The organism is Mesorhizobium sp. B1-1-1 (genome assembly GCF_006442955.1).
Lineage (GTDB): Bacteria > Pseudomonadota > Alphaproteobacteria > Rhizobiales > Rhizobiaceae > Mesorhizobium.
Genome location: NZ_VFWW01000004.1, coordinates 99,253 through 123,060 on the forward strand (window position 1 = coordinate 99,253; position 23,808 = coordinate 123,060).

Genomic DNA, 23,808 nt, shown 5'->3' on the forward strand with positions numbered 1-23,808 from the left:
GTGATGAGCGTTCAGGGCGCGGCGCGAAAGTGCTTGGACAGCTTCAGGCCCTGCGCCTGGTAGTTCGAGCCGAGCTCGGTGCCGTAAAGCGCCTGCGGCCGCTTCAGCATATGCTCGTAGACCAGCCGGCCGACGATCTGGCCATGATCGAGGATGAACGGCACCTCATGGCTGCGCACTTCGAGCACGGCGCGGCTGCCGGTGCCGCCGGCCGCCGAGTGGCCGAAGCCCGGATCGAAGAAGCCGGCATAGTGGACACGGAACTCGCCCACCAGCGGATCGAAGGGCGTCATTTCGGCCGCGTAGAGCGGCGGCACATGCACCGCTTCCTGGCTGACGAGGATGTAGAACTCGTCCGGATCGAGCACCAACTCGCCGGCGCCGCTCTTGTGGATCGGCTCCCAGAAGTCGACGATCTCCTGCGCCGCGCGTTTGTCGACATCGACGAGGCCGGTATGGTGTTTGCCGCGATAGCCGACCAGCCCGTCACTGTCGCCGTTGAGATCGATCGACAATGCGATGCCGCCGCCGGAGATGTTCGGCGGTTCGGTGGCGACCAGCATTTCGGCCCGGTGCAATTGATGCAACTCTGCTTCCGAGAGCAGCGCATTGCCGGTGCGGAAGCGTATCTGCGAAAGGCGCGAGCCGGCGCGCACGACGATCGGGAAGGTGCGTGGGCTGACTTCGAGATAGAGCGGACCATGATAGCCGACGGCGATCTTGTCGAACTCGTGGCCGCGATCGGTCATCACGCGGGTGAAGATATCGAGCCGCCCGGTCGAGCTCTTGGGATTGGCGGACGCCGAAATTTCCGCCGGCAACGCCAGGCTTTCGAGCAGGGGCACGATGTAGACGCAGCCAGTTTCCAAAACGGCGCCGTCGGCCAGGCTGATCTCGTGCAGCTTCAGCCGGTCGAGTTTTTCACTGACCTTGTGGTTGGGACCCGGCAGGAAGGACGCGCGCACCCGCCACGCCTTGTCGCCGAGCCTCAGATCAAGGCTGGCCGGCTGGATCTGGTCGGCGTCGAGCGCACGCGACGACTTCAGCGCGCCGGACTGGAACAGCGCCGCAATGTCCTGATCGGGAAGAATTCCTGTCTGCCGCAAAGTCTGGCTCCGCTCTGCTGGTACAAATCTCTTAATGAAGCCGGCAATTGACGCAAGCGTGGCGCGGGTCTAAAGGGTCGTTATCCCGTGGTGATTTGGCCGGTCGGCTTGCAGCCACGTTAAACAAGTCGCTAAAGGACCGTCGGGCCGCAAGGCCGCATGGACCGGTTGCGACTTTTTCGCGGCCGGTTTTTTTGTGTTTGGATAGGACGATGACGAGCAAGACGCGCAACTGGAAGCCTCAGACCGCACTCGTGCATGGCGGAACCCTGCGTTCCGGCTTCGGCGAGACTTCCGAGGCGATATACCTGACCCAAGGCTATGTCTATGAGACGGCCCAAGCCGCCGAAGCCCGCTTCAAGGGCGAGGAACCGGGCTTCATCTATTCGCGCTACGCCAATCCGACCGTCGACATGTTCGAGAAGCGCATGTGCGCGCTCGAAGGCGCCGAGGACGCGCGCGCCACCGCGTCCGGCATGGCGGCGGTGACGGCAGCCCTCCTGTGCAGCGTCAAGGCCGGCGATCATATCGTTGCGGCGCGCGCCCTGTTCGGCTCCTGCCGCTGGGTGGTCGAGACGCTGGCGCCGCGCTACGGCATCGAGGCGACGCTGGTCGACGGCACCGACATCGCCAATTGGGAAAAGGCGGTTCGGCCCAACACCAAGCTGTTTTTCCTGGAAAGCCCGACCAACCCGACGCTTGAGGTGGTGGACATCGCCGCCGTCGCTTCGCTTGCCAATTCGATCGGCGCGCGGCTGGTCGTGGACAATGTCTTCGCCACGCCGCTGCAGCAGAAGCCGTTGCAGCTCGGCGCGCATATCGTGGTCTATTCGGCGACCAAGCACATCGATGGCCAGGGCCGATGTCTCGGCGGCGTCATCCTGTCGGACAAGAAGTGGATCGACGAGAACCTGCACGATTATTTCCGCCATACGGGCCCCAGCCTGTCGCCGTTCAATGCCTGGACGCTGCTGAAGGGCCTGGAAACGCTGCCGCTGCGCGTGCACCAGCAGACGGAGAGCGCCGGCAAGATCGCCAATTTCCTGGCCGAGCAGCCGGAGATCGCCCGCGTCATCTATCCCGGCCGCGCCGACCATCCGCAGGCCGATATCGTGAAGAAGCAGATGTCGGGCGGCTCCACCCTGATCTGCTTTGACGTCAAGGGCGGCAAGCAGGGTGCCTTCGCCTTGCAGAACGCGCTCGACATCGTCCTGATCTCGAACAATCTCGGCGACGCCAAAAGCCTGATCACCCATCCGGCGACGACAACGCACAAGAACCTCAGCGACGAAGCGCGCGCCGAGCTCGGCATCGGACCCGGCACGCTCAGGCTGTCGGTCGGGCTGGAAGATACCGACGATTTGCTGGACGACATCGCGCAGGCGTTGAAGGCCCGATGAGGACTGGTGGCAGACCGAGGACTACAGGCCTGCCGCTTTGCGCAACGCTTCGTTCATGCGCGTCTGCCAGCCATCACCACCGGCCCTGAAACGGTCGACAACATCGGCGTCGAGGCGCAACTGTACCGCACGTTTGGGTCGCGCAAGCGGCGGTCGGCCAACTTTGCGGCGCGAAGCGGCATCGGTCGGCTGCGCATCCGGATCGGCCTCGGCGGCGGCAGTGATCGCAGCATCTTCCTCGTCGGTCCTCGCGCCAAGCGCCTTTCGGGCGAGCCCCAAAGCATCAGCGCGCGACTGCTTTGGGGGAGTAGCCTCGCGGCGCACGATCGTCTTAGAGGTTTTCGACATAGTCCGTAATCTCCTGTCTCGTTGCCTTGCGTAGCGAAATTACGCGGATCGCATGGCTTCGCTCGACATAGACCATCACATAAACGCCAGCCTCGATCAGACCGATGGCAACAAGACGATCCTCGCCTAAATCCTCGCTGTCATCGAGCCGGATAACGGCATTGGCGAAATCGAAGGACGGAGCGATCGCGAAATCCACGCCATGCTTGGCCCTGTTTGTCTTTGCCTTGTTTCATCCCCCTCGAACAGCATCGCCGTCGGGGCGCTCCATAGGTTATTGTATACACAAAAATAGAGCCTAGTTCAACAATTTTTGTATATACGATAACCTTCCTCGACATCAAGCTGAACCGCCGACATCAAGCGCGGGAGGGCGTCTCTTCGAGCTCGGCCGCCTGGGTGCCGATGGTCATGGCGTTGCCGCGCCAGTCGACGGCCCCGCCCAGCCAACCGCGCATCCAGATCGCGGGCAAAATCAGGTCGCGTGCGATCATCGCGGTGACGATGCGCGGCGACAGATACCAGCCCTTTGCCGAGGCGAGCATGCATTCCGGCAGGTAGGCGAGCGCCAGCACGCAAAGCGCAGTCATGGGCAGGCTGACGCCGGCGCTGGCCGCGGCGATCAATGCCAGCACGAGCGGAGCCGCCACGCCGGTCAGGATCTCGGGTGCGAAGAACAGCGGAAAGGTGACGCGGCGCAGGCGCGCCCAGCGGGCCTGGCGCGACCAGATCTCGCCCGGCATGCGCTGCCCGAGCGGCTGCTCGAAGGGCGAAGCGACGAGATTGACGCGCAGGCCGAGCCTGTTGACCAGTTTGGTCGACGCGGCATCCTCCGCGATCTCGGCGGCGAGCGCACGGATGCCGCCATTGGCGTCGAGCATCTGCTTGTTCCACAACATGCTCTTGCCCTGGGCAAAGCCGAGGCCAAGCGCCTCGCCGGCATATTGCCAGCGCGCCTGCAGCGTGTTGAGAAAGGCGCATTCGACTTCTGCCCAGAAGCCGTCGGGCCGCGAACCGATCGGCGTCGAGCAAACCAGGCCGGTGTCCCGGCGCCATGCCGCCATCAGGTGCTGGACGTAGTCTTTCGGCATCAGCACGTTGGAATCGGCGAGAATGACCCAGTCGTGGCGCGCAGCCTCCCAGCCCTTGACGCAGTTGTTCAGTTTCGGGTTGGCGCTGATGCGGTCGTCGCCGGTGAGCAGGCGGGCCGGCACGGCTGGAAAGCGGGCAATCGCGGCGCGGATCGGCTTGACCGCGGGGTCGTCGGCATGGGCGACACAGAAGATCAGTTCGTAGCGCGGCCAGGCGAGCGAGAAAGCGCGCTCAAGCGTCTCATGGGTAAACGGCTCGACGCCGCGCGCCGGGATGACGATCGACACAGGCAGCGGCTTGCCGGCCGGCGGCGCGATGGCGGCGCGCCGTTTCAGACGCGAGCAGGCGAGCAGGATGCTGGCGAGATTTGAGGCGATGAGAGCGATCGAAAGCGAGCCGGTTATGAGAGCGAGTTCCATCGATATCCGGTCACTCCAGAAAACCCGGCCCGCTTGGCGGCCGTTTTCGACAGTTCGACAGAGCGCCCGAGTCGCCCGGCATTGCTGGTGCACACCATCATTGTCATGTGTCACTCAAATGACATTGTTTGTCGGCACCTGCCCTTCAGGGACAGCAACTCGGACGCGCACGGTTGATTGAACCGCAAAGAGCGCCGAATGTTCCACACCGGATTTGTTTTGGAGCCGCTCATGTACCGCGCCGTCACGCGCAACATCGAAGTGCAGGTCAGGCCGTTCTATCTCGAGGACCGCTCGGATCCTTCGGAAAACCGCTATGTCTGGGGCTACCAGATAACGATCGACAACCAGTCCGACGAATTCGTGCAGCTGTTGTCGCGCTATTGGCACATAACCGACGGCGCCGGCCGGGTCGAGGAAGTGCGAGGTGCCGGCGTGGTCGGCGATCAGCCCGAACTCAATCCCGGCGACAGCTATCAATACACGTCGGGCTGTCCGCTCTCGACCCCGTCGGGGATCATGGTCGGTCACTACACCATGCGCAACGAGCGGGGCGAGACATTCGACATCGCCATCCCCGCCTTCTCACTCGACCTGCCGGGGACAAGGCGGACGGTGAATTAGACGAGGCGAAATCGGCGACAGCGTCGTTCTCCCCGTCACTATACGGCGAGAAATGTCCGGCAGGAATGAGGGGCAGCGCCGCCCCTCATCCGCTCTTGGGGCACCTTCTCCCCGTAGAACGGGGAGAAGGAAAAACCCTACTGAGTCGTAAATTCCGCCGGGTCGAAGTCATATTGCGTCGAACAGAACTCGCAAGCGACGTGGATGCCGCCGTCCTCGGTGCTGTCCTTGATCTCCTGCGCGGAGAAGCCCTCGAGGATGCCGCGGATCTTGTCGCGGGAGCATGAGCACTGATCGGCGACGGGAACGCCGCCGAAGACGCGGACGCCATGCTCGTGGAACAGACGATAGAGCAGCCGCTCTGCGCCGATGGTCGGATCGATCAGTTCGGTCGGCTCGATGGTGCCGAGCAGCGCCAGCAATTCCTGCCAGGAATTGTCTGTGGGATCGTGGATCTCCTCGCGCGGATCGCCATCCCCGCCGGGCAGGTCAGGAACGCGCATGCGCTCGGAGGCCTGCGGCAGGAACTGCGCCAGGATGCCGCCCGCCCGCCACTGCTCGCGCGCGCCGCCGGGGCCGGGCGTCAAAAGCTTGGCGACGGAAAGCCGGAGATCGGTCGGGATCTGCTCCGACTGGCGGAAATAGGTGCGCGCGGCCTCTTCCAGGGTCTCGCCGTCGAGCTGGACGATGCCCTGGTAGCGCTGCGTGTGAGCACCTTGGTCGATGGTCAGCGCCAGCACACCATTGCCGAGCAGCGTTTGCTGCGAGGTCTCGCCGGCCGCAATCAGCGCCTCCAGCCGGTCGGCATCGAAGCGCGCATAGGCGCGCAGCGCCGAGGGCGTGGAAAAATCCGCGACCAGCATGTCGACAGGGCCGTCGGTGCGGGTCTGCAGGATGAACTTGCCCTCGAACTTGAGCGAGGTGCCTAGCAGCACCGTCAGCACACAGGCTTCCGCCAGCAACCGGGCGACCGGCTCGGGATAATCATGGCGGCCAAGGATCGAATCGAGCATCGGCCCGAGCTGCACGGTGCGGCCGCGCACATCGAGCGGGCCGACCTCGAAAGGCACGACGTGATCATCGCCGGCGTAACCGAATTCGCCGAGTTTGGGGTGATGTTCAGCCACTTGATGGGTTTCCAGCATGACAAAGCTCCAGGGCGCGGCCATGCCGCCCTTTGGGGAGCATGCGTCTAAACGCGCTTGATTTGCGTGATGCCGCGCAGATAGGCATCGCGCCTCCGGAGATCAAGTTCCCCGGCACGTCAAGCGCCAAGACACTTCAAGTCCACTTCAGGCCCCAAGGCACCAGGCAAGCACGGCCTTCTGGGCGTGGAGCCGGTTCTCGGCCTCGTCGAAGACCACCGAATGCGGACCGTCGATGACCTCGTCCGTCACTTCCTCGCCGCGATGCGCCGGCAGGCAGTGCATGAACAGCGCGTCGGGCTTTGCCTTGGCCATCAGCTTGGCGTTGACCTGGTAGGGCGAAAACACGTTGTGGCCGCGGGCGCGGTGCTCCTGGCCCATCGACACCCAGCAGTCGGTGACGACGCAGTCGGCCTGGTCGACGGCTTCCTCTGGCGAGCGGGTAAAGGAGAGCTTGCCGCCATGCGCCTTTGACCAGTCGACATGCTTCTGCGCCGGCTCGCTGCCTTCGGGCACGGCGACGTTGAGGTTGAAGCGGAACCGCGCCGAGGCTTCCAGCAGCGAATGCAGCACGTTGTTACCGTCGCCGGTCCAGGCGATGGTCTTGCCGGCGACCGGACCGCGATGCTCCTCGAAGGTCATGATGTCGGCCATCAGCTGGCAAGGATGGGTATCGTCGGTGAGCCCGTTGATCACCGGGATGGTCGCATTCTCGGTCAGCTCCAGCAGCCGCTCATGCGACGTGGTGCGGATCATGATGGCATCGACATAGCGCGACAGAACCTTGGCGGTGTCGGCGATGGTCTCGGAGCGGCCGAGCTGCATCTCGGTGCCGGTCAGCATGATGGTCTCGCCGCCAAGCTGACGCATGCCGACATCGAAGGAGACGCGCGTGCGCGTCGACGGCTTGTCGAAGATCATCGCCAGCACCTTGCCTTCGAGCGGTTTCGAGCGCTCGCCCGCCTTGAGGCGCGCCTTGCGCTCCACTGCGTCGGTCAGCATGGAGCGCAGGTCGCCTTCGGAAACGGCGGAGAGGTCGGTGAAATGACGAAGTGACATCAGGAGCTTTCGAATTTACTTCGCGGCTTCAGCGGCGATGGCCTCGGACAGGGCCTTGGCGCCGGCGCGAATGCGCTCCAGCGCTTCATGGATCTCGCTGTCCGTGACGGTGAGCGGCGGCAGCAGGCGAATGACGTTGTCGCCGGCCGGAACCGCGAGCAGATGCTGGTCGCGCAGCGCCATGTTCACCTTGCCGTTGGGCATGGCGCATTTGAGGCCCAGCATCAGCCCCGTGCCCCTGATGTCCTCGATGACCTCGGGGAATTCGTCGGCCACCCCTGCCAGCCCTTGCTTCAACAACAGCGCCTTGCGCTGCACATCCGCCAGGAAGCCCTCCTCCAGCACCACGTCGAGCACGGCATTGCCGACCGCCATGGCCAGCGGGTTGCCGCCGAACGTAGTGCCGTGGACGCCCGCGGTCATGCCGACAGCCGCCTCGTCGGTGGCAAGGCAGGCGCCCATCGGGAAGCCACCGCCAATGCCTTTGGCGATGGCCATGATGTCTGGAGCGACCCCCGACCATTCATGCGCGAACAGCTTGCCGGTGCGGCCGATGCCGCACTGGACCTCATCGTAGATCAACAGCAGGCCGTGCTGGTCGCAGAGCTGCCGCAGCCGCTTCAGCGATTGTGTCGGCACCGGGCGGATACCGCCCTCGCCCTGCACCGGTTCGATCAGGATCGCCGCGGTCTCCGGCGTGATCGCCTTTTCGGCGGCGTCGATATCGTCGAAGCCGACCTGGTCGAAACCCTCGACCTTCGGGCCGAAACCTTCGAGATATTTGTACTGGCCGCCGGCCGCGATGGTCGCCAGCGTGCGGCCATGGAAGGCGCCTTCGAAAGTGATGACGCGGAAGCGCTCGGGATGCCCCTTGACGAAATGGTAGCGCCGCGCCGTCTTTATCGCGCATTCCAGCGCCTCGGCGCCAGAATTGGTGAAGAACACCTTGTCTGCGAAGGTGGCGTCGGCCAGCCGCTCGCCGAGCCGGCTCTGCCCCGGGATCTCGTAGAGGTTGGAGACGTGCCAGAGCTTGGCAGCCTGTTCAGTGAGCGCCGCAACCAGATGCGGATGGCCGTGGCCCAGCGAATTGACGGCTATGCCGCCGGCAAAATCGAGATATCGCTCGCCCTTGTCGGTGACCAGCCAGGTGCCTTCCCCATGGTCGAAGGCCAGGGGTGCGCGAGCAAAGGTCTCGAAAAGCGCCGAACCGCTCATTATATGCGTCTCCGGAACCGGAAAATCAAAAAAGCCGCCAAAGCGGCGGCCTTTGCGGCTTATCGGGTTTTTCAGCCATGAAGTCAACGAAAACGTCGCGTAGTGGCGCGCGGCAAGCCTCCCGACGGGACGCCGGCTCATAAGTGAGCTGGCAAGTTGGGGAAAACCGAAAAAACCGATTCGTGTTGCACTTCGGACTCTTGTCACCGAGTCAGCGCATAAGGTAGTTGTAGTCGGGAAATAACTAGATTTCGTGCGGCGGACCTAATCACCAGATATATGTGGTGTCTGCCCCAGCAGTGGTGCTGGGCCGGGAATGGATTCCGATTGCCGTACGCTTAGCAGGAGCGCGGTCATGAATTGGACTGACGAGCGGGTCGAACTCTTGAGAAAACTGTGGTCGGAGGGTCTGAGCGCAAGCCAGATTGCTGCCCAGCTTGGAGGGGTCAGCCGCAATGCCGTCATCGGCAAGGTGCACCGGCTGAAATTGTCGGGCCGCGGGCGCGCCACGGCAGCGCCGGCACGCCAGAAGAAGACGGCGCAAGGGTCGGGCGCGCAGAAATCGGTGTCGCGCCCCGCGAGTGCGACCCGCCACGTCACGACATCGATCGGAGCAACGGCGCTGCAAGCGCAGTTCGATGCCGAGCCGGTGGCCCGCCACTATATCCGGCCGGTCGAGAATGTGGTGGTGCCGATCTCGCGGCATCTCCAGCTCACCGAACTCACCGAGCGCACCTGCAAATGGCCGAACGGCGATCCGCTGTCGGAGGACTTCAATTTCTGCGGCAACGAAGCCGCCGAAACCGGACCCTATTGTAAATACCATGCCCGCGTGGCGTTCCAGCCGGCAGCGGAGCGGCGGCGGAATAGATAAGGGACTAAGGCAGTAGGGCAGTAGGGCAGTATGTTTTGAATTTGCGCTCCCGAGCGTTTAGCCTACTGCCTACTGCCTACTGCCTACTGCCTACTGCCTACTGCCCTACTCTCACAGCCATCCGTTCTTGCGAAACCGCCAGTAGAGGAAGCTGCAGATCAGCGCGATCGCCAGCAGCACCATCGGGTAGCCGTATTCCATCTTCAGTTCCGGCATGTCGCTGAAATTCATGCCGTATATGCCCGCGAAGGCTGTCGGCACGGCCAGGATTGCCGCCCATGAGGCGAGCTTTTTGGAGATCGCCGTTTCCTGGCTCTGGCCCACCAGCAGGCTCGCCTCGAAAGCAAAGGCCAGCACTTCGCGCAAGCTGTCGATCTTTTCCTGGACGGTGCGGATATGGTCGGTCACGTCGCGAAACAGCGGGTGCATGGCTGAATGGATCTGCGGCAGGTCGGCGCTGGTCAGCCGGCGGCAGACCTCCACCAGCGGCAGTGCGGCATTGCGCAGCCGCAACAGATCGCGGCGCAGCATATAAAGGCGTTCGATATCGGGGCCGGTCATCGGCTTCAGCAGGACCCGGTCCTCGATCGCCTCGACCTCATCCTCGATCTGCTCGAGCACCGGCATGTAGTTGTCGACGATGAAATCGAGAATGGCATAGAGGACGAAATCCTCGCCCTTGGCCAGTGAATGCGGGCAGCTTTCCCAGTGCTGGCGCACCACAGCATAGGATGTCGAAGGGCCGTGCCTGACGCTGACGATGTAGCCGCTGCCCACGAACAGATGCGTCTCGCCGAAGGTGACGCGGCCCTCGATCAGCTGCGCGGTGCGGGCGACGATGAACAGCGCATCACCATATTGCTCGATCTTCGGCCGCTGGTGCGGATGCTCGGCATCCTCGATTGCGAGCTCATGCAGATGAAATTGCGCCTGCACGCGCAGCAGAAGCTCGCGGTCGGGTTCAAGCAGCCCGATCCACACGACGTGTCCCGCTTTCCTGGCCCATGTGCCGGCTTCCTCGATCGGGATGTCGGCGATGCGGCGCCCGGCTGTGTAGACGCTGGAGGCGATGACGGCCGATGTCGGCGGCGCGGGCTTGAAGTCCCGGACATATTCCATCGCAGCCTCCCGAAGCACTGCCTTTGCGGGGAACCAGCAGGCTTGCCTCAGGGATAGTCTAGCGCAATACGACCAAGCGTTCGAGAGAAAGTGCGTTCACTTGATCGGCTGCGTTGCGGAAAGGCCGATCTTGTCCGTCTTGTCGCCCTTCGGCCGGTCGGCAGGCATCTGGTCGCCGGTGACGATATAGTAGATCGTCTCGGCAATGTTGGTGGCATGGTCACCGATGCGTTCGATGTTCTTGGCGCAGAACAGCAGATGCGTGCAGGGCGTGATGTTGCGCGGATCTTCCATCATGTAGGTCAGCAATTCGCGAAACAGCGACGTGTACATGGCGTCGATCTGGTCGTCGCGGTCACGTACGAAGCCGATCCTTTCGACCGAGCGCGAGGCGTAGACGTCGAGCACTTCCTTGAGTTGGGTCAACGCCAGGTCGGCCAGGGCTTCGAGGCCGCGGAACAGGCTGGTCGGCTGGCGCCCGTCGGCAACCGCCACCACACGCTTGGCGACATTCTTGCCGAGATCGCCGACCCGCTCGAGATCGGCCGAGATGCGGATCGCGCCGACGATCTCGCGCAAGTCCGTCGCCATCGGCTGGCGCCGGGCGATGATGATGATTGCCCTGTCGTCGATTTCGCGCTGGCCTTCGTCGAGGACGGCGTCGTCGCGGATCACCTTCTGGGCAAGGCCGGGATCGGCATTGACCAAGGCGGAGATCGCCTGTTCGACCATGCGTTCGGCATGTCCGCCCATGGCGGCGATGCGCTTCGACAGATCTTTCAGCTCCTCGTCATAGGCGCTGACTATGTGCACGGACTGCATGACCGGATGCCTTCCCACGGATGATCTGATTTTGAGTCGTTTCCTCGAATCCCCGCTGATACGCTAACCGGATGACAGAAAAAAGAAATGGCACCTTGGAAACTAGGGCGGCTCAGGCCGCCGGCAAATGAACCGAGAAGGCGGCGCCCTTGCCGACTTCGGACTTGATCGAGAGCCTGGCGTTGTGGCGCGTCAGGATATGCTTGACGATCGACAGGCCAAGGCCTGTGCCCTTCTGGGTTCGACTGCTCTCGACGTCGACGCGATAGAAGCGCTCCGTGATGCGCGGAATGTGCTCCTCGGGAATGCCGGGGCCAAAATCCCTGATCGTCACGTCGATGCCCGCTTCGCCCTCGGCGTCGCCGCGCTCGATCGACACCACCACGCGGCCGCCCGACTGCCCATATTTGCAGGCGTTTTCCAGAAGGTTCTCGAAGACCTGGAACAGTTCGTCGCGGTCGCCCGGCACGTCGAGAGGGCCGTCGGCGAAATCCCGCTCGATGACGACGCCGTTTTCCCGCGCCAGCGGGGCCAGCGAATCGATGACGCTGTCGACGGTCTGGCGCAGGTCGACCTCGGTCCCCGGCCGCAGATAGGGCTTCATCTCCAGCCGCGACAGCGACAAAAGGTCATCGATCAGGCGTGCCATGCGGCCGGTCTGGTTCTGCATGATCTGCAGGAACTGCTCGCGCGCCGCCGGGTCATTGCGGGCCGGTCCGCGCAGCGTTTCGATGAAACCCGATATCGAGGCGAGCGGCGTGCGCAATTCGTGGCTGGCATTGGCGATGAAATCTGCGCGCATGCGGTCGATGCGGCGCGCTTCGCTCTGGTCCTTGAACACCATCACGTAGAGATCAGTGCCGTGACCGACGGAGGAGGCACTGACCCGGTAAGTCCGCTCGACCGGCAGCCTCTCGGTGTAATCGATGACATCCGACGCGACCTCGCCCGACAGCACGCCGTCCAGAAGAGCCTGCATTTCCGGCGCCCGGAATTTCAGCGACAACGATACGCCAGGCGCGATGCCGCCGAAGGCGGCGAAGGCGGCGGCGTTGGCATGAACGATGGCCGCGGCATGGTCGAAGATGATCAAGGGGTCGGCGACGGCCGCCGCCAGATATTCGCCGGACAGGCGTTGCAGGCCGATGGCCTCGATCGCCGCGCCGCTTTCGCCGGGCTGGCGCGTGGCTCCAGCCGGTATCATCGCCGCCACCAGCAGCAAAGCCAGCGCCGGCAGCAGCACATAGGCGGAAATGCCCGCAAAGGCATAAACCGCCATGACCGCGACAAGACCGGCGACCAGCAACCATCGGCTGTTCCACAGCCGCGCGGCAAGCGCCTGCGTCACGCCCTTCTCATCTGCGCCCTGGTCCGCCATTCGCGCCTGCGCCCCGCTCCCGGTCCGGCAATTTCGCTGGACCGGCCTGGCGCATGACGCCGAAAAATCAGAATCGATTTTCGGAAAGGATCATGCGCAAAATCCAAAAGTGCAGCGCCCTTTGCGTCTGAAGCGGCGCGCGGCACTGCAATGGCTCAATAGCACGAGTCCGTAAGCTGGAAAGGTTCGTCTCGATGAAAAAAGCCAAGGAAAACACCGCCGCGCCGACCCCGGGGCCGCTGAAGCTCAGGATCAACGGCAAGGAGCGGGAGTTCGACATCGAGAATCCAGCACTGCCGGACTGGATCGAGGAGCGCAAGCTGACCGCGGGCGGCTATCCCTACGACAAGAAGATGAAAAGCGACGAATATGACGAGACGCTCGAGGCATTGCAGATCGAGCTGGTCAAGGCGCAGGCGTGGCTGCAGTCGACAGGCAGGCGGATGATGGCGCTGTTCGAGGGCCGCGACGCGGCCGGCAAGGGCGGCACGATTTTCGTCCTGCGCCAGTACCTCAATCCGCGCACGGCACGCAACGTGGCGCTGACCAAGCCGACGCCGACCGAGCTGGGGCAATGGTACTACCAGCGTTATGCGGACCACTTCCCGACCGCGGGCGAATTCGTCACGTTCGACCGTTCCTGGTACAACCGCGCCGGCGTCGAACCGGTGATGGGCTTCTGCACGCCAGAACAGCACGAGAAGTTTCTCGACGAGACACCGCACTTCGAAAGGATGATCGTCAATGACGGCATCCACTTCTTCAAATTCTGGCTGAACATCGGCCGGGAAACGCAGCTCGAGCGATTTCACGATCGCCGCCACAGTCCGCTGAAGAGCTGGAAGTTTTCGCCGATCGACATTGCCGGCATTACCAAGTGGGACGATTACACCAGGGCGCGCGATACCATGTTCGAGCGCACCCACAAGGAATTCGCTCCGTGGATCATCGTGCGTGCCAACGACAAGCGCCGCGCGCGGCTGGCGGTGATGCGGCGCATCCTCCTGTCGCTGCCTTATGACGGCCGCGACCTCGACATCATCGGCAAGGAAGACAAGAAAATCATCGGCGAAGGGCCGTCATTCCTGGCAAAACAGGACTGACGGTGCCTGCGCCACGCGGCACTGGACCGCGTGGCGCAACGCCTTCGGCGCGACGCTCAGGCCGCCAACCGGGCAATCCGCTGCAGCCGCCGCAGCGTGGTGTCGTCCTGCAGCGCCTGCTGGAACAGCGAGATCTCCTGATCGATGCGTTCGCAAAGTTCCGCGGGGTTCCCCTTGAGCAGGCCCCGCGTCTGCAGCAACGCGGCGACCGGCTTCCTGGCGAGCTGCCTTGCCCGGCCGAGGGTTGCCTCCTCGACGCTGCCTTCGGAGACAATCTCGGCGACCAGCCCGAGCGCCCTGGCGTCGTCGGCGCGCAGCGTGTCGCCGAGGCAGAAAAAGCGGAAGGCGCCGGCGTAGCCGAGCTTCTGCGGCGCCAGGATGCTGGTCGCGGCATCCGGCACCAGGCCGAAATCGACGAACGGCACCCGGAACGTGCTTTCGGCGGACGCGATCACCATGTCGCAATGGAACAGGATGGTGCAGCCGACGCCGACCGCATCGCCGTCGACACAGGCCAGTATGGGTTTGGGGAACGTCGCCAGCGTGCGGAACATGTCGGTGACGGCGGCGATCAGCTTCTGGTGCTTGGTAGCGTCGAGGAATTCGGAAAAATCGCCGCCGAGGCAGAAGCAGCCCGCCAGGCCGCGCAGCACGACGACACGAACGTCGTCATTGTCGGCGGCTTCGTGGAACGTCCTTGCCAGGCTTTCATAGGCCCTTCTGTCGAGCACCGGCCGGCCGTCGGTCGACGATACGGTGACGATCAGCGTGTGGTTGCGCAGTTCGGGTTGCGGGTGCGCGTTCATGGCCGTTTCCGATCTCATGACGCCCGCCTTTGCCCGAACATATCGGGATATCCCCTGGCCAGAACGGGAGCGTGGTGATTGCGGCGCGAACGCACCACATCCAGCGTGTGCTCATTGAAGGTGAGCAGCGTCGCGACGACCTGCTGGTTGCCATAGGTGCGCTGATAGCCCAGCGGCGTGGCCAGGAAATGCAGCTGCAGCGCGCGCAGCACCCACATCGGCTCGAACTCGATGATCACCTTGTCGACGCCGCGCTTCAGCCCCCACTCGACGAAGCCGGCAATGAGCTCGGTACCGACGGTCGAAACGCCTCGGCGGCCGTCGCGAAAGCCGGGTGCCACTGCATAGCGGGTCAGTTCCCAGATGTTCGGACCCGACGGCGGCGTTCCCACGGAAAGATCGGCCAGCACCTCGGTCAAGAGATGTGGCCGCGTGGTCGGCAACATCCTCTGATAGCCCGCGACCTCGTTGCCTCTGATGACGATCTGATGCACCGCTTCGTCATGATCGAACTGGTCGATCTCGAAGCCATCGGGGCGCCGCAGGTCCTCCCACCCCATTTCCTCGACGAAAATCCTGTAGCGCAGCCGATGCACGGCCTCCCACAGATCGGGATGTTCCATCAGTTCTTTTGTTGTAAGGGAAAAAATCATTTTGCCGTCTCCTGTTCAAGAGGAAGATACGGCCGTGCCCTCGCAAGAAAATTACGCGATCACGTAGGCAGGAATTTCTAGGCCGACCCGGCCGACCTAACTAATATAGCCGCGCCTTATCGCTTCAGCGACTGCCTGTACGCGGTTGACGGCACCGAGTTTGCTTTTGGCGTTAAGGAGGTGTTTCTCCGACGTGTGTTCGGAGATGCCGAGGATTTGCGAAATCTCCCATTCGGACTTGCCGACGGCGGCCCATTGCAGGCATTCGCGTTCGCGCGGCGTCAGCTCGACATTATCGATGGTCTTGCTGGCCTTCGTGTGAAGCTGCATGGCGCGACCCACCGCATAGGTCGACACCAGCGACACCAGGCCGAACTCGGCGGCGGACAGTTCCACGGCCTCGCCGCCCAGTGACACCATGACGATCTGGCCGTCGAGCGTGATCAGCGGGAATGCCAGCCCGTCGCGCAGCTTGAACACGACGGCGTCGCCCATCACTTCGCCGCTGCTTCTGTCGATGCTAACGCCCTGGGCCGCTTCCCGCCACTGGAACGGCGCCTGCAACTGTTTCATGTGGCTGACGATCGGGTCGTGATCGACATAGTTGCGCGCCACGTAGCGCTCCAACCATTCGACAGGCCAGTCGCAAAGCAGCACATGCTGCTTTTGCTGGCCGGTCGGCGTGCCCGGTTGCGGTACGGTGCCCGCCATCAGAGCGGTCAGGCCAAAATCCGACGTTATGCCCAACAGCCTCTCGCAAACCGCAGCCGCCGTTCCGGCTTGCTGCAGGTGATCTATGTATTCCAGCGTGCGATCGAACTGACCCATCGCAACATCAAACCCCATGTTGCCTCGTTGAAATCGATGATCCGTGCCTTGTTGGCACTTCGCCACCGACCAGGGATTGCAAAGCGTTGCCTTGTGGTTGTGGTTCTCGACCCTGGTCCCCACCCGGGCAGCCACCGCTGTTTGCAAACCTGCTAAAGCATATCCTGAAATCGACGCGTTGAAATCAAAAAGCATTGTGCCTGTACTATTTTCGTACCAGAACCGATGCGAACACAGGTGCGGTGGAAGTTTATCATGGCGTTCCAGCGGAGGTCTCTCGTCCTTGCGTCGATGCTGATCGCGTCGCTGGCGTTGGGTGAGCGCGCGCGCGCGGCCGAGCCGCAGGTGCCGGTGCTGTGGGATGCCAAGGAGCGGCTACCGAAACCGGAGCTCTCCGCACTGCCGCGGCTGCGGTTCCTGACCACAACCGATTTCCCGCCCTTCAACTTCCTGGACGCCGCGGGAAAGCTGTCCGGTTTCCACATCGACCTGGCGCGCGCCATCTGCGCCGAGCTCGGCATCGTCGACAAATGTCAGATCCAGGCATTGCCCTGGACCGAGCTCGAAGGAGCGCTTGAGAAAGGCGAAGGCGAAGCGATCATTGCCGGCATCGCCGCGACGCCGCAGTCACGCCAGACATACGCCTTCTCGCGCTCCTACCTGCAATTTCCGGCGCGCTTCATCATGCCGAAGGGCGAGGCGCTGACCGAGCCGCTGTTCGCCAAGCTGCGCGGCAAGCGTGTCGGCGTGATATCAGGCTCGGCGCATGAGCGCATGCTGCGCGATTATTTCAACACCGTTCAGGTCGTCACCTTCGACAGGCCGGAAGACCTCTACGCCAACCTCAAGGCCGGCAAGATCGATGCCGCCTTCGGCGATGGCATGCGTTTCGCCTTTTGGCTGGGCGGTTCGGATGCGGCCGGCTGCTGCCGCTTTGCCGGCGGACCTTATCTGGCGCCGGAATATCTGGGTTCGGGCATGGCCATCGCCGCCCGATCCGATGACCCGGCGCTGGCCGCCGCTCTCGACTACGCGCTGCAGGAGATTTCGCTGAAAGGCACGTTCGCCGAGTTCTACCTGCGCTATTTCCCGGTCAGTTTCTTCTGATCCGGTCCGGTCAGCTTTTTCTGATCCGGTCCCGGTCAGTTTCTTCCGGTCGGGTTGAGTGTCGCCGCTCAGGTCAGCGTGCGCAGGCGCGCCTTGGCCGCACGGGCGATCGCCGCGACGGTCAGCGTGTCGAGATCGAGCTTGAGGCGAATGAGTTGGAGCACCCGCACCTCCTCCATCCGCATTTCGAGATCGACGGCCGCGACCTCGAAGGCGGCCGCATAGGCGGTGTCGCGCAGGCGCTCCGGCAGGGCCTCGGCCACGCTTGCCAGGACACCCTCCAGCCCGCCCTTTTCATGCAGCTTCTTCTGGCAGGCCTGGGCGACGCCAACCAGGCGGTCGTGGTCGAAATCCTCGAACACCGGCCATGAGCGGACGACCTCGCCGATCCGCGCCAGCTCGACATCCGTCATGTCGCGGTCGGAGGCGGAGGTGATGACCATCAGGTAGATCAGCGCTTCATGCGGGGTCGGCATTCAACAACTCCTCGATACGGGCTGCGAAGGTAGGAACGCGTTCCCTGCGCTGCAAGGAAAAAGCGCCGCGCTCGTTGACGCTCCGGTCAGGCGCGCATAGAGACCGGTTGAAAATCCTCACTTGCGGCTTTGCCGGCGTCTAATTTGGAAAACAGTGACATGGCGGGATCAAACATCATCGATCTCAATCCCGAAGTGCTGACGGCGGCGGCCGAAAGCAAGGCGTGGCCGTTCGAGGAAGCTCGCAAGATCATTGAGCGCTACAAGGGCCGCGAACTCCCGCAAACGGTGCTGTTCGAAACCGGATATGGCCCGTCCGGCCTGCCGCATATCGGCACGTTCGGCGAGGTGGCGCGCACGTCGATGGTGCGGCATGCCTTCCGCGTCATCACGCAGGACAAGGTCGCCACCAAGCTGCTGTGCTTTTCCGACGACATGGACGGGATGCGCAAGATACCCGACAGCGTGCCGGATCGCGCGGCGCTGGAGCCGCACCTGCACAAGCCGCTGTCTTCGGTACCCAACCCTTTCGGCGGGGATTATGCGAGTTTCGCCGACCACAACAACGCGATGCTCTGCCGCTTCCTCGACACGTTCGGCTTCGACTACGAGTTCGCCAGCGCGACGCAGTACTACAAGACCGGCCGCTTCGACGCGATGCTGTTGCGCGCGGCCGAACGCTACGACCAGATCATGGCGGTGATGCTGCCGACGCTGGGCGAGGAGCGGCAGGCGACCTACAGTCCGTTCCTGCCGATCTCGCCGAAGAGCGGCCGCGTGCTCTACGTTCCCATGAAGCATGTCGATGCCAGGGCGGGCACCATCACCTTCGACGATGACGGTACCGAGACCACGCTGCCAGTTACCGGCGGCAAGGTTAAGCTTCAGTGGAAGCCCGATTTCGGCATGCGCTGGGCGGCCCTCGGGGTCGATTTCGAGATGTTCGGCAAGGACCATCAGACCAATGCAGTGGTCTACGACCGCATCTGCAACATCCTTGGCGGGCACGCGCCGGAGCATTTCGTCTACGAGCTGTTCCTGGACGAGAACGGCCAGAAGATCTCCAAATCCAAGGGCAATGGGCTGACCATCGACGAATGGCTGACTTACGCGCCGACGGAGAGCCTGGGACTCTATATGTACCAGCGGCCGCGACAGGCCAAGAAGCTCTATTTCGACGTCATCCCGCGGGCCGTGGACGAATATTACACCTTCCTTGCAGCCTATCGGAGGCAGGACTGGAAGGAACGGCTGGGCAACCCGGTCTGGCACATGCACGACGGCAATCCGCCCGCCATCGACATGCCCGTGCCGTTCTCGCTGCTGCTCAACCTGGTCAGCGCCTCCAATGCGCAGAATAAGGACGTGCTGTGGGGCTTCATCTCGCGCCATGTGCGGGGCGTGACGCCGGCGACCCACCCTGAGCTCGACAGGCTGACGGGTTATGCGATCCGCTATTTCGACGATTTCGTGAAACCGACGAAGACCTTCCGCGCGCCCGACGACGTCGAGCGGGAGGCGCTGGAAGCGTTGGATCAGGCGCTCGGCGCCCTGCCGGCGGGCTCGGACGGCGAGGCGATCCAGAACGCCGCGCTCAACGTCGCCCGCAAGGTGGAACGCTATCAGGATCATTCCAAGAAGAGCCCCGAAGGTGGTCCGGGCGTTTCGGGCGCCTTCTTCCAGATGATCTACCAGGTGCTGATCGGGCAGGAGCGCGGACCGCGCTTCGGCTCGTTCGCGGCACTCTACGGCATCGCCGAGACGCGCGGGCTCATTCAGAAGGCGTTGGCTGGTCAGCTGGCTTGAGAATGCCGCCGACCTCTTCCAAGATCGAGCCCGGCGCTTGCGGCGCCGGGGCGCGCGCGGCCGGCATCGAAGGCACGCCTGAAAGGCTTGGCGCCGATCCGAAAATGCCTTTCCTTTCGCTGCGCGCTTTTTCCCCGACTTCGACGTAAGGGCCGCCTTTGGCGGCGCGCGCCCAGCCGTTCTCGACCAGCCATCGGCCGACATCCTGCTTGCCGATCCGGCAGTCGGCGGCGATCAGGTCGCGGCCGCCTTCCGGCGGCACGGCGCAGACCACCGCCCGGCCGCGCAGGAAGGCGCGGAACGCCGTGCGCGCGCGGACGCCGCAGGGCCAGGATTTACCGTCCGAGGTGCAGGTCTCGTCCTGCCCGACAATGTCGACGCCGGAAACCGCGACAGAATAGCCCTTCGCCTCGATCAGTCCGGCGGCGGGCGCGACCGGCTGGAACAGCTTCGTCCCTTTCCAGTCGTCCGGCATTTTCGGCTTGGGCGGCATGGCCAGCGCCAGCTTGCTCAACGGCGCGCGCGGCTCCACCCGCTCCAGCTCCTTGCTGGGAAGCTCCGGCGGCGCCACGACTTGGGGATCGATCGCACGCGAGTGCGGGCTAGCGGCGAGGGGCGGCGGAGCGGCAATGGCCGATGTGGCCGGCTCCTCCGGCACACCGTCGGTGCCTGGCTGAGAGACCGTATCGGCGCTCGGATCGATCTGTTCCACCGCGACGGCAGCTTCGCCGCTCTTCAGCGCGCGGCCGCCGGCGACTACCAGCGCGGCCATTCCAGGGACCATCAGAACCGCAAGGACAAGATGAGGAAGCCGCACCAGCCCGCACCCTATTGGCTTGCCCAGACGATCCGCGCCACCCATTCAACCTCGCGCATGGGAATGTCGCGGTCCGGATGATCGGGATTGAGCGAAACCAGTGCGATCGACCTGGCGGTCTGGCGATCGAGCACCTTGGCCATCACCTCGCCGCCCGTCGTCTTGACGACGACGCGATCGCCCTTGCGGATGAGGGCTGCCGGCTCGACGATGAGCACGTCGCCATTGCGGTAGAGCGGCAGCATTGAATCGCCTTGCACCTGAAGCGCATAGGAACTCTCGGTCGATTGCGCCGGCAGTTCCACCAGATCCCAGCCTTGACCGGCCGGGAAGCCGGCATCGTCGAAAAACCCGCCGGCGCCGGCCTGGGCAAAGCCGAGCAGCGGAACGGCACGCCCGCGGGCGGGCATCGCGCCGTGGCCGGCCCGACCTTCAATCAGCTCGGTGAATTCGTCGAGCGAAGCGCCCGTCGCCTCGATGATCTTGGCCAGCGATTCGGTCGAGGGCCAGCGTGGCCTGCCGTCCGACGACAGTCGCTTCGACTTGTTGAAGGCAGTCGAATCAAGGCCGGCCCGCTTCGCCAAGCCGGAAGCCGAGAGCGAATACCGCTCGGCCAGAGCGTCGATGGCGGCCCAAACACGGTCATGCGAGAGCAATTCCGCTCTCCTTGCAAAAAGGAAAAAATGCCTTTCCTTTCTAGTCTTCGAATGAAGGTTTGTCCACCGGCTGTGCCATGGCACTACATCTTCCTGCTGGCCGCGCCAATTCCGGTTTCCGGGTCAACCGATCCGCTTGGCCTGCTCGCGCAGGTTCCGGTGCGAGGCCATGAACGCCCGCTCGGCTTCGCTGGGCGGACGCGGCTGGGCGGAGCGGCCAAGCGCGGCGACGACCTCGTCAATATCGAGAAAGCGCCGGGCGGCGCGGTCGTAGACGCCGGCTGTCGTCATGATCAATGCGGCGGTCTCGCCATTGTCGAGGACGAAACGGTGCTTGCCGATGACCTGGCTGCCTTCCCAGGTCTCGATCGAAGACACCACTTCGAAACGCCGCCACAGTTTGATCTCACGCACATAGGCCGATTGCAGCCCGCCGATCATCGGCGCCCAGCCATTCGTTCTCGCCAGAGTGATGAGGCCGGCGCGGATGAAGATATCGATGCGGCCAAGGTCCGCCAGCATCATATAGCGGGCATTGTTGAGATGGCGGTTAAAATCGATGTCCGTCGGCAGGCAGCGAAAGGCCAATCGGCTTTCATCACCCATCTGGTAGCAGCCACGGCTGCCCGCCGTGGCCATCATACGCGCAAGGCGCCCCCAGACATACATTACGGCGCGGCGCGTCTTTTCGGACGCGCAAGGGACGCCGCGGCACCTTTGATTCCGACCACGCTCAGGCCGCCTGCTTCACGTCGCCCTTCGCGTAGGGGTCGAAGCGCTGGTAAAAAGTCTCGCCCTTTTCGGCCATGTCGAGCAGCAGCCTGGGCACCTTGAACTCGGCGCCGTATTTCTTCTGCAAGCCCTTTGCGATCTTGACGAACTGCCCGGCGCCGATGCCGTCGATGTAGGACAGCGCGCCGCCCGTATAGGGCGCGAAGCCGAAGGCCAGGATCGAGCCGACATCGGCCTCGCGCGGATCGGTGACGATGCCCTCCTCCATCACCCGGGCCGCTTCCAACGCGATGGTGACCAGCAGGCGCTGCTGCAATTCCGCATAGTCGACCTTCTCCGGCTTGAGCTGCGGATAGAACTCCTTAAGGCCCGGCCACAGCTTCTTCTTGGCCGGCTTGGCCGGATAGTCGTAGAAGCCCTTGCCGTTCTTGCGGCCGAAGCGGCCGTGGTCGTCGACCATGGTGTTGATCAGCGCCATCTGCTTCGGGTCGACCGCCTTCTCGCCGAGATCCCTGATGGTCTGCTTCATGATCTTCTGGGCGAGGTCGATGGCCGTCTCGTCGGTCAGCGCCAGCGGGCCGACCGGCATGCCGGCGGCCTTGGCGGCGTTCTCGATCATCGGCGCCGGAACGCCCTCGATCAACATCTTGTAGGCTTCCGACATATAGCGCAGGACGCAGCGGTTGACGTAGAAACCGCGCGTATCGTTGACGACGATCGGCGTTTTCTTGATGGCGCGCACGAAGTCGATCGCGGTGGCCAGCGCCTTGTCACCGGTCTTCTTGCCAAGGATGATTTCGACCAGCATCATCCTGTCGACGGGCGAGAAGAAATGGATGCCGATGAAATTCTTCGGCCGCGCCGAATTCTTGGCCAGGGCGGTGATCGGAATGGTCGAGGTGTTCGACGCGAAGACCGCCGACGACTTCAGCGCCGCTTCCGCCTGTTCGATAGCGCTTTTCTTCACCGCGGAATCCTCGAACACCGCCTCGACCACGAGATCGCAGCCGGCAAGGTCGGCATAGTCCGATGTCGGCGTGATCAGCGACAGGAGCCTGTCCTTGTCCTCAGGCTTGGCACGCCCCTTCTTCACCTGATCCGAGATCAGACCATCCGAATGGGCCTTGCCCTTCTCGGCGGACTCCATGTCGCGGTCGAGCAGCACCACCGGGATGCCGGCTTTGGCCGTGACATAGGCGATACCGGCGCCCATGAAGCCCGCGCCGAGAATACCGATCTTCTTGAACCTAGTTTCCGGCACGCCAGCCGGGCGGCGCGCGCCCTTGTTCAATTCCTGCAGCGACACGAACAGCGAGCGGATCATCGCCGGTGCTTCCTTGGTCTGCATGATCTCCGTGAAATAGCGCTGTTCGATCCTGAGCGCGGTGTCGAACGGCACCAACAGGCCCTCATAGACGCATTTCAGGATCGCCGCGGCGGCCGGATAATTGCCATAGGTCTCGCGGCGCAGGATGGCGATGGCCGGGGGCCACAGATTGGCGCCCGCCGCCGAATAGACCGGACCGCCGGGCAACTTGAATCCGTTCTCGTCCCACGGCGCTACCGGCTTGAGGCCGTTCCTGATCATGGTCTTCGCAGTCTCGACCAGCTTGGCCGGCTCGGCGATCTGGTGGATCAGGCCCATCGACTTCGCCTTCTGCGGCGACAGGTTCTGGCCGGAGGTCAGCATTTGCAGCGCCTGCTGCTGGTCGGTGAGACGCGGCACCCGCTGGGTGCCGCCGGCGCCCGGGAAAATACCGATCTTCACCTCGGGGAGCGCCATCTTCACCTTGTCGGAATCGGCGGCGACGCGGCCATGGCAGGCCAGCGACATTTCGAATGCACCGCCCATGCAGGTGCCGTTGATTGCTGAAACCCACGGCTTGCCCGATGTTTCCAGCTTCCGGAACAGGCCGGTCATGGTGCCGGCGTTTTCGAATAGCGCCCTGGTGGCCTTTTCGAGATCCTTGCCCTTTTCAGCCGCGAAGGTCGTCAGCATCTTCTGGAGCATGGTGATGTCGGCGCCGCCTGAGAAGGTATCCTTGCCGGAGGTGATGACCGCGCCCTTGATGGCGGCGTCGCCCGCCACCTTGTCGACAATGGCGTTCAGCTCGCGCATCACCTCCTCGGTGAAGACGTTCATCGAGCGGTCCGGCATGTTCCAGGTGACCAGCGCAATGCCATCGGCGTCGATGTCGAGAGTGAAATTGGTGTAGCTCATCG

At 63.5% G+C, this 23,808-nt stretch carries 24 protein-coding genes and 1 riboswitch; of the genes, 6 read left to right on the forward strand and 18 right to left on the reverse strand.

The window, feature by feature from the left end; genetic code table 11:
- Positions 1-11 precede the first annotated feature (11 nt).
- Positions 12-1,106, reverse strand: coding sequence for a 2'-deoxycytidine 5'-triphosphate deaminase (locus tag FJ986_RS08800; RefSeq protein WP_140523969.1), 1,095 nt, complete (start codon positions 1,104-1,106; stop codon positions 12-14).
- Positions 1,107-1,183: 77 nt separating this feature from the next.
- Positions 1,184-1,261, forward strand: a riboswitch (SAM riboswitch).
- Positions 1,262-1,318: 57 nt separating this feature from the next.
- Between FJ986_RS08800 and FJ986_RS08805 the strand changes: the two genes are divergently transcribed.
- Complete coding sequence (locus FJ986_RS08805; protein WP_140674011.1) at positions 1,319-2,506, forward strand: O-succinylhomoserine sulfhydrylase; 1,188 nt, start codon at positions 1,319-1,321, stop codon at positions 2,504-2,506.
- Positions 2,507-2,527: 21 nt separating this feature from the next.
- Here the strand turns inward: FJ986_RS08805 and FJ986_RS08810 are convergent, their stop codons facing one another.
- From FJ986_RS08810 to FJ986_RS08820, 3 genes are all read right to left on the reverse strand, one after another.
- Positions 2,528-2,854 carry a BrnA antitoxin family protein gene (locus FJ986_RS08810; protein ID WP_140496628.1) on the reverse strand — a complete coding sequence of 109 codons (327 nt, stop codon included), beginning with the start codon at positions 2,852-2,854 and terminating at the stop codon, positions 2,528-2,530.
- Complete coding sequence (locus tag FJ986_RS08815) at positions 2,838-3,053, reverse strand: BrnT family toxin (RefSeq protein WP_140674013.1); 216 nt, start codon at positions 3,051-3,053, stop codon at positions 2,838-2,840. The genes FJ986_RS08810 and FJ986_RS08815 overlap by 17 nt, the downstream gene beginning before the upstream one ends.
- 160 nt (positions 3,054-3,213) lie before the next feature.
- Positions 3,214-4,365, reverse strand: a complete 1,152-nt coding sequence (locus FJ986_RS08820) for a ceramide glucosyltransferase (protein ID WP_140674015.1) — start codon at positions 4,363-4,365, stop codon at positions 3,214-3,216.
- Between the two features lie 231 nt (positions 4,366-4,596).
- Here FJ986_RS08820 and apaG point away from each other — a divergent pair, with 231 nt between their 5' ends.
- Positions 4,597-4,989: a Co2+/Mg2+ efflux protein ApaG gene (gene apaG / locus FJ986_RS08825; RefSeq protein WP_140496634.1), complete on the forward strand. Its 393-nt coding sequence runs from the start codon at positions 4,597-4,599 to the stop codon at positions 4,987-4,989.
- A gap of 137 nt (positions 4,990-5,126) precedes the next feature.
- On the opposite strand, the gene FJ986_RS08830 is transcribed toward apaG, so the two are convergent.
- The 3 genes from FJ986_RS08830 to FJ986_RS08840 all read right to left on the reverse strand — a co-directional run bounded on the left by FJ986_RS08830 (position 5,127) and on the right by FJ986_RS08840 (position 8,408).
- Positions 5,127-6,158: an Hsp33 family molecular chaperone gene (locus FJ986_RS08830; protein WP_140674017.1), complete on the reverse strand. Its 1,032-nt coding sequence runs from the start codon at positions 6,156-6,158 to the stop codon at positions 5,127-5,129.
- A 123-nt stretch (positions 6,159-6,281) separates the two neighbouring features.
- On the reverse strand, positions 6,282-7,193 hold the full coding sequence (argF, locus tag FJ986_RS08835) for an ornithine carbamoyltransferase (protein WP_140550033.1): 912 nt from the start codon (positions 7,191-7,193) through the stop codon (positions 6,282-6,284).
- A 15-nt stretch (positions 7,194-7,208) separates the two neighbouring features.
- On the reverse strand, positions 7,209-8,408 hold the full coding sequence (locus tag FJ986_RS08840; RefSeq protein ID WP_140523959.1) for an aspartate aminotransferase family protein: 1,200 nt from the start codon (positions 8,406-8,408) through the stop codon (positions 7,209-7,211).
- Between the two features lie 355 nt (positions 8,409-8,763).
- Between FJ986_RS08840 and FJ986_RS08845 the strand changes: the two genes are divergently transcribed.
- Entirely contained in the window at positions 8,764-9,282 is a 519-nt protein-coding gene (locus FJ986_RS08845; RefSeq protein ID WP_140496642.1) for a GcrA family cell cycle regulator, read from the forward strand.
- A gap of 111 nt (positions 9,283-9,393) precedes the next feature.
- Here the strand turns inward: FJ986_RS08845 and FJ986_RS08850 are convergent, their stop codons facing one another.
- The 3 genes from FJ986_RS08850 to FJ986_RS08860 all read right to left on the reverse strand — a co-directional run bounded on the left by FJ986_RS08850 (position 9,394) and on the right by FJ986_RS08860 (position 12,601).
- On the reverse strand, positions 9,394-10,401 hold the full coding sequence (locus FJ986_RS08850; RefSeq protein ID WP_140496643.1) for a magnesium and cobalt transport protein CorA: 1,008 nt from the start codon (positions 10,399-10,401) through the stop codon (positions 9,394-9,396).
- A gap of 96 nt (positions 10,402-10,497) precedes the next feature.
- Positions 10,498-11,223, reverse strand: a complete 726-nt coding sequence (phoU, locus tag FJ986_RS08855; RefSeq protein ID WP_140496645.1) for a phosphate signaling complex protein PhoU — start codon at positions 11,221-11,223, stop codon at positions 10,498-10,500.
- Positions 11,224-11,335: 112 nt separating this feature from the next.
- A complete protein-coding gene (locus FJ986_RS08860) occupies positions 11,336-12,601 on the reverse strand; it encodes an ATP-binding protein (protein ID WP_140557631.1) in 1,266 nt (421 codons plus the stop codon).
- Between the two features lie 194 nt (positions 12,602-12,795).
- Between FJ986_RS08860 and ppk2 the strand changes: the two genes are divergently transcribed.
- The gene (ppk2, locus tag FJ986_RS08865) at positions 12,796-13,704 is read left to right on the forward strand and encodes a polyphosphate kinase 2 (protein WP_140496649.1); all 909 of its coding nucleotides are present in this window, start codon (positions 12,796-12,798) and stop codon (positions 13,702-13,704) included.
- 56 nt (positions 13,705-13,760) lie between these two features.
- Here ppk2 and FJ986_RS08870 read toward each other — a convergent pair whose 3' ends face one another.
- The 3 genes from FJ986_RS08870 to FJ986_RS08880 form a co-directional block, all read right to left on the reverse strand.
- Positions 13,761-14,510, reverse strand: a complete 750-nt coding sequence (locus FJ986_RS08870; RefSeq protein ID WP_140496652.1) for an enoyl-CoA hydratase-related protein — start codon at positions 14,508-14,510, stop codon at positions 13,761-13,763.
- A 14-nt stretch (positions 14,511-14,524) separates the two neighbouring features.
- Positions 14,525-15,163, reverse strand: a complete 639-nt coding sequence (locus tag FJ986_RS08875; RefSeq protein ID WP_140496654.1) for an acyl-homoserine-lactone synthase — start codon at positions 15,161-15,163, stop codon at positions 14,525-14,527.
- A gap of 96 nt (positions 15,164-15,259) precedes the next feature.
- A complete protein-coding gene (locus tag FJ986_RS08880; RefSeq protein WP_224647240.1) occupies positions 15,260-16,186 on the reverse strand; it encodes a LuxR family transcriptional regulator in 927 nt (308 codons plus the stop codon).
- A 60-nt stretch (positions 16,187-16,246) separates the two neighbouring features.
- On the opposite strand from FJ986_RS08880, the gene FJ986_RS08885 reads away from it, so the two are divergent.
- Positions 16,247-17,098 carry a transporter substrate-binding domain-containing protein gene (locus tag FJ986_RS08885; protein ID WP_140560868.1) on the forward strand — a complete coding sequence of 284 codons (852 nt, stop codon included), beginning with the start codon at positions 16,247-16,249 and terminating at the stop codon, positions 17,096-17,098.
- Positions 17,099-17,166: 68 nt separating this feature from the next.
- Here the strand turns inward: FJ986_RS08885 and FJ986_RS08890 are convergent, their stop codons facing one another.
- Positions 17,167-17,574: a tellurite resistance TerB family protein gene (locus FJ986_RS08890; RefSeq protein WP_140496659.1), complete on the reverse strand. Its 408-nt coding sequence runs from the start codon at positions 17,572-17,574 to the stop codon at positions 17,167-17,169.
- A gap of 159 nt (positions 17,575-17,733) precedes the next feature.
- On the opposite strand from FJ986_RS08890, the gene FJ986_RS08895 reads away from it, so the two are divergent.
- Positions 17,734-19,380, forward strand: coding sequence for a lysine--tRNA ligase (locus FJ986_RS08895; protein ID WP_140523947.1), 1,647 nt, complete (start codon positions 17,734-17,736; stop codon positions 19,378-19,380).
- Here the strand turns inward: FJ986_RS08895 and FJ986_RS08900 are convergent.
- From FJ986_RS08900 to FJ986_RS08915, 4 genes are all read right to left on the reverse strand, one after another.
- Positions 19,346-20,197 (reverse strand): thermonuclease family protein, encoded by an 852-nt coding sequence (locus tag FJ986_RS08900; protein WP_348640444.1) that lies wholly within the window; start codon positions 20,195-20,197, stop codon positions 19,346-19,348. The two genes, FJ986_RS08895 and FJ986_RS08900, sit on opposite strands and share 35 nt — an antisense overlap.
- 11 nt (positions 20,198-20,208) lie before the next feature.
- Positions 20,209-20,853, reverse strand: a complete 645-nt coding sequence (locus FJ986_RS08905) for a helix-turn-helix transcriptional regulator (protein WP_140674021.1) — start codon at positions 20,851-20,853, stop codon at positions 20,209-20,211.
- A 123-nt stretch (positions 20,854-20,976) separates the two neighbouring features.
- On the reverse strand, positions 20,977-21,522 hold the full coding sequence (locus tag FJ986_RS08910; protein WP_140674023.1) for a thioesterase family protein: 546 nt from the start codon (positions 21,520-21,522) through the stop codon (positions 20,977-20,979).
- A 64-nt stretch (positions 21,523-21,586) separates the two neighbouring features.
- Positions 21,587-23,806 (reverse strand): 3-hydroxyacyl-CoA dehydrogenase NAD-binding domain-containing protein, encoded by a 2,220-nt coding sequence (locus FJ986_RS08915; protein WP_140674025.1) that lies wholly within the window; start codon positions 23,804-23,806, stop codon positions 21,587-21,589.
- Positions 23,807-23,808: the final 2 nt, after the last annotated feature.

Coding starts and splice junctions, on each gene's coding strand:
- phoU (WP_140496645.1), bottom strand. CDS start 11,223: ATGCAGTCCGTGCACATAGTCAGCGCCTATGACGAGGAGCTGAAAGAT.
- FJ986_RS08820 (WP_140674015.1), bottom strand. CDS start 4,365: ATGGAACTCGCTCTCATAACCGGCTCGCTTTCGATCGCTCTCATCGCC.
- FJ986_RS08810 (WP_140496628.1), bottom strand. CDS start 2,854: ATGTCGAAAACCTCTAAGACGATCGTGCGCCGCGAGGCTACTCCCCCA.
- FJ986_RS08915 (WP_140674025.1), bottom strand. CDS start 23,806: ATGAGCTACACCAATTTCACTCTCGACATCGACGCCGATGGCATTGCG.
- FJ986_RS08860 (WP_140557631.1), bottom strand. CDS start 12,601: ATGGCGGACCAGGGCGCAGATGAGAAGGGCGTGACGCAGGCGCTTGCC.
- FJ986_RS08875 (WP_140496654.1), bottom strand. CDS start 15,163: ATGATTTTTTCCCTTACAACAAAAGAACTGATGGAACATCCCGATCTG.
- FJ986_RS08830 (WP_140674017.1), bottom strand. CDS start 6,158: ATGGCCGCGCCCTGGAGCTTTGTCATGCTGGAAACCCATCAAGTGGCT.
- ppk2 (WP_140496649.1), top strand. CDS start 12,796: ATGAAAAAAGCCAAGGAAAACACCGCCGCGCCGACCCCGGGGCCGCTG.
- argF (WP_140550033.1), bottom strand. CDS start 7,193: ATGTCACTTCGTCATTTCACCGACCTCTCCGCCGTTTCCGAAGGCGAC.
- FJ986_RS08885 (WP_140560868.1), top strand. CDS start 16,247: ATGGCGTTCCAGCGGAGGTCTCTCGTCCTTGCGTCGATGCTGATCGCG.
- FJ986_RS08845 (WP_140496642.1), top strand. CDS start 8,764: ATGAATTGGACTGACGAGCGGGTCGAACTCTTGAGAAAACTGTGGTCG.
- FJ986_RS08890 (WP_140496659.1), bottom strand. CDS start 17,574: ATGCCGACCCCGCATGAAGCGCTGATCTACCTGATGGTCATCACCTCC.
- FJ986_RS08870 (WP_140496652.1), bottom strand. CDS start 14,510: ATGAACGCGCACCCGCAACCCGAACTGCGCAACCACACGCTGATCGTC.
- FJ986_RS08880 (WP_224647240.1), bottom strand. CDS start 16,186: ATGCTTTTTGATTTCAACGCGTCGATTTCAGGATATGCTTTAGCAGGT.
- apaG (WP_140496634.1), top strand. CDS start 4,597: ATGTACCGCGCCGTCACGCGCAACATCGAAGTGCAGGTCAGGCCGTTC.
- FJ986_RS08895 (WP_140523947.1), top strand. CDS start 17,734: ATGGCGGGATCAAACATCATCGATCTCAATCCCGAAGTGCTGACGGCG.
- FJ986_RS08805 (WP_140674011.1), top strand. CDS start 1,319: ATGACGAGCAAGACGCGCAACTGGAAGCCTCAGACCGCACTCGTGCAT.
- FJ986_RS08840 (WP_140523959.1), bottom strand. CDS start 8,408: ATGAGCGGTTCGGCGCTTTTCGAGACCTTTGCTCGCGCACCCCTGGCC.
- FJ986_RS08850 (WP_140496643.1), bottom strand. CDS start 10,401: ATGGAATATGTCCGGGACTTCAAGCCCGCGCCGCCGACATCGGCCGTC.
- FJ986_RS08910 (WP_140674023.1), bottom strand. CDS start 21,522: ATGTATGTCTGGGGGCGCCTTGCGCGTATGATGGCCACGGCGGGCAGC.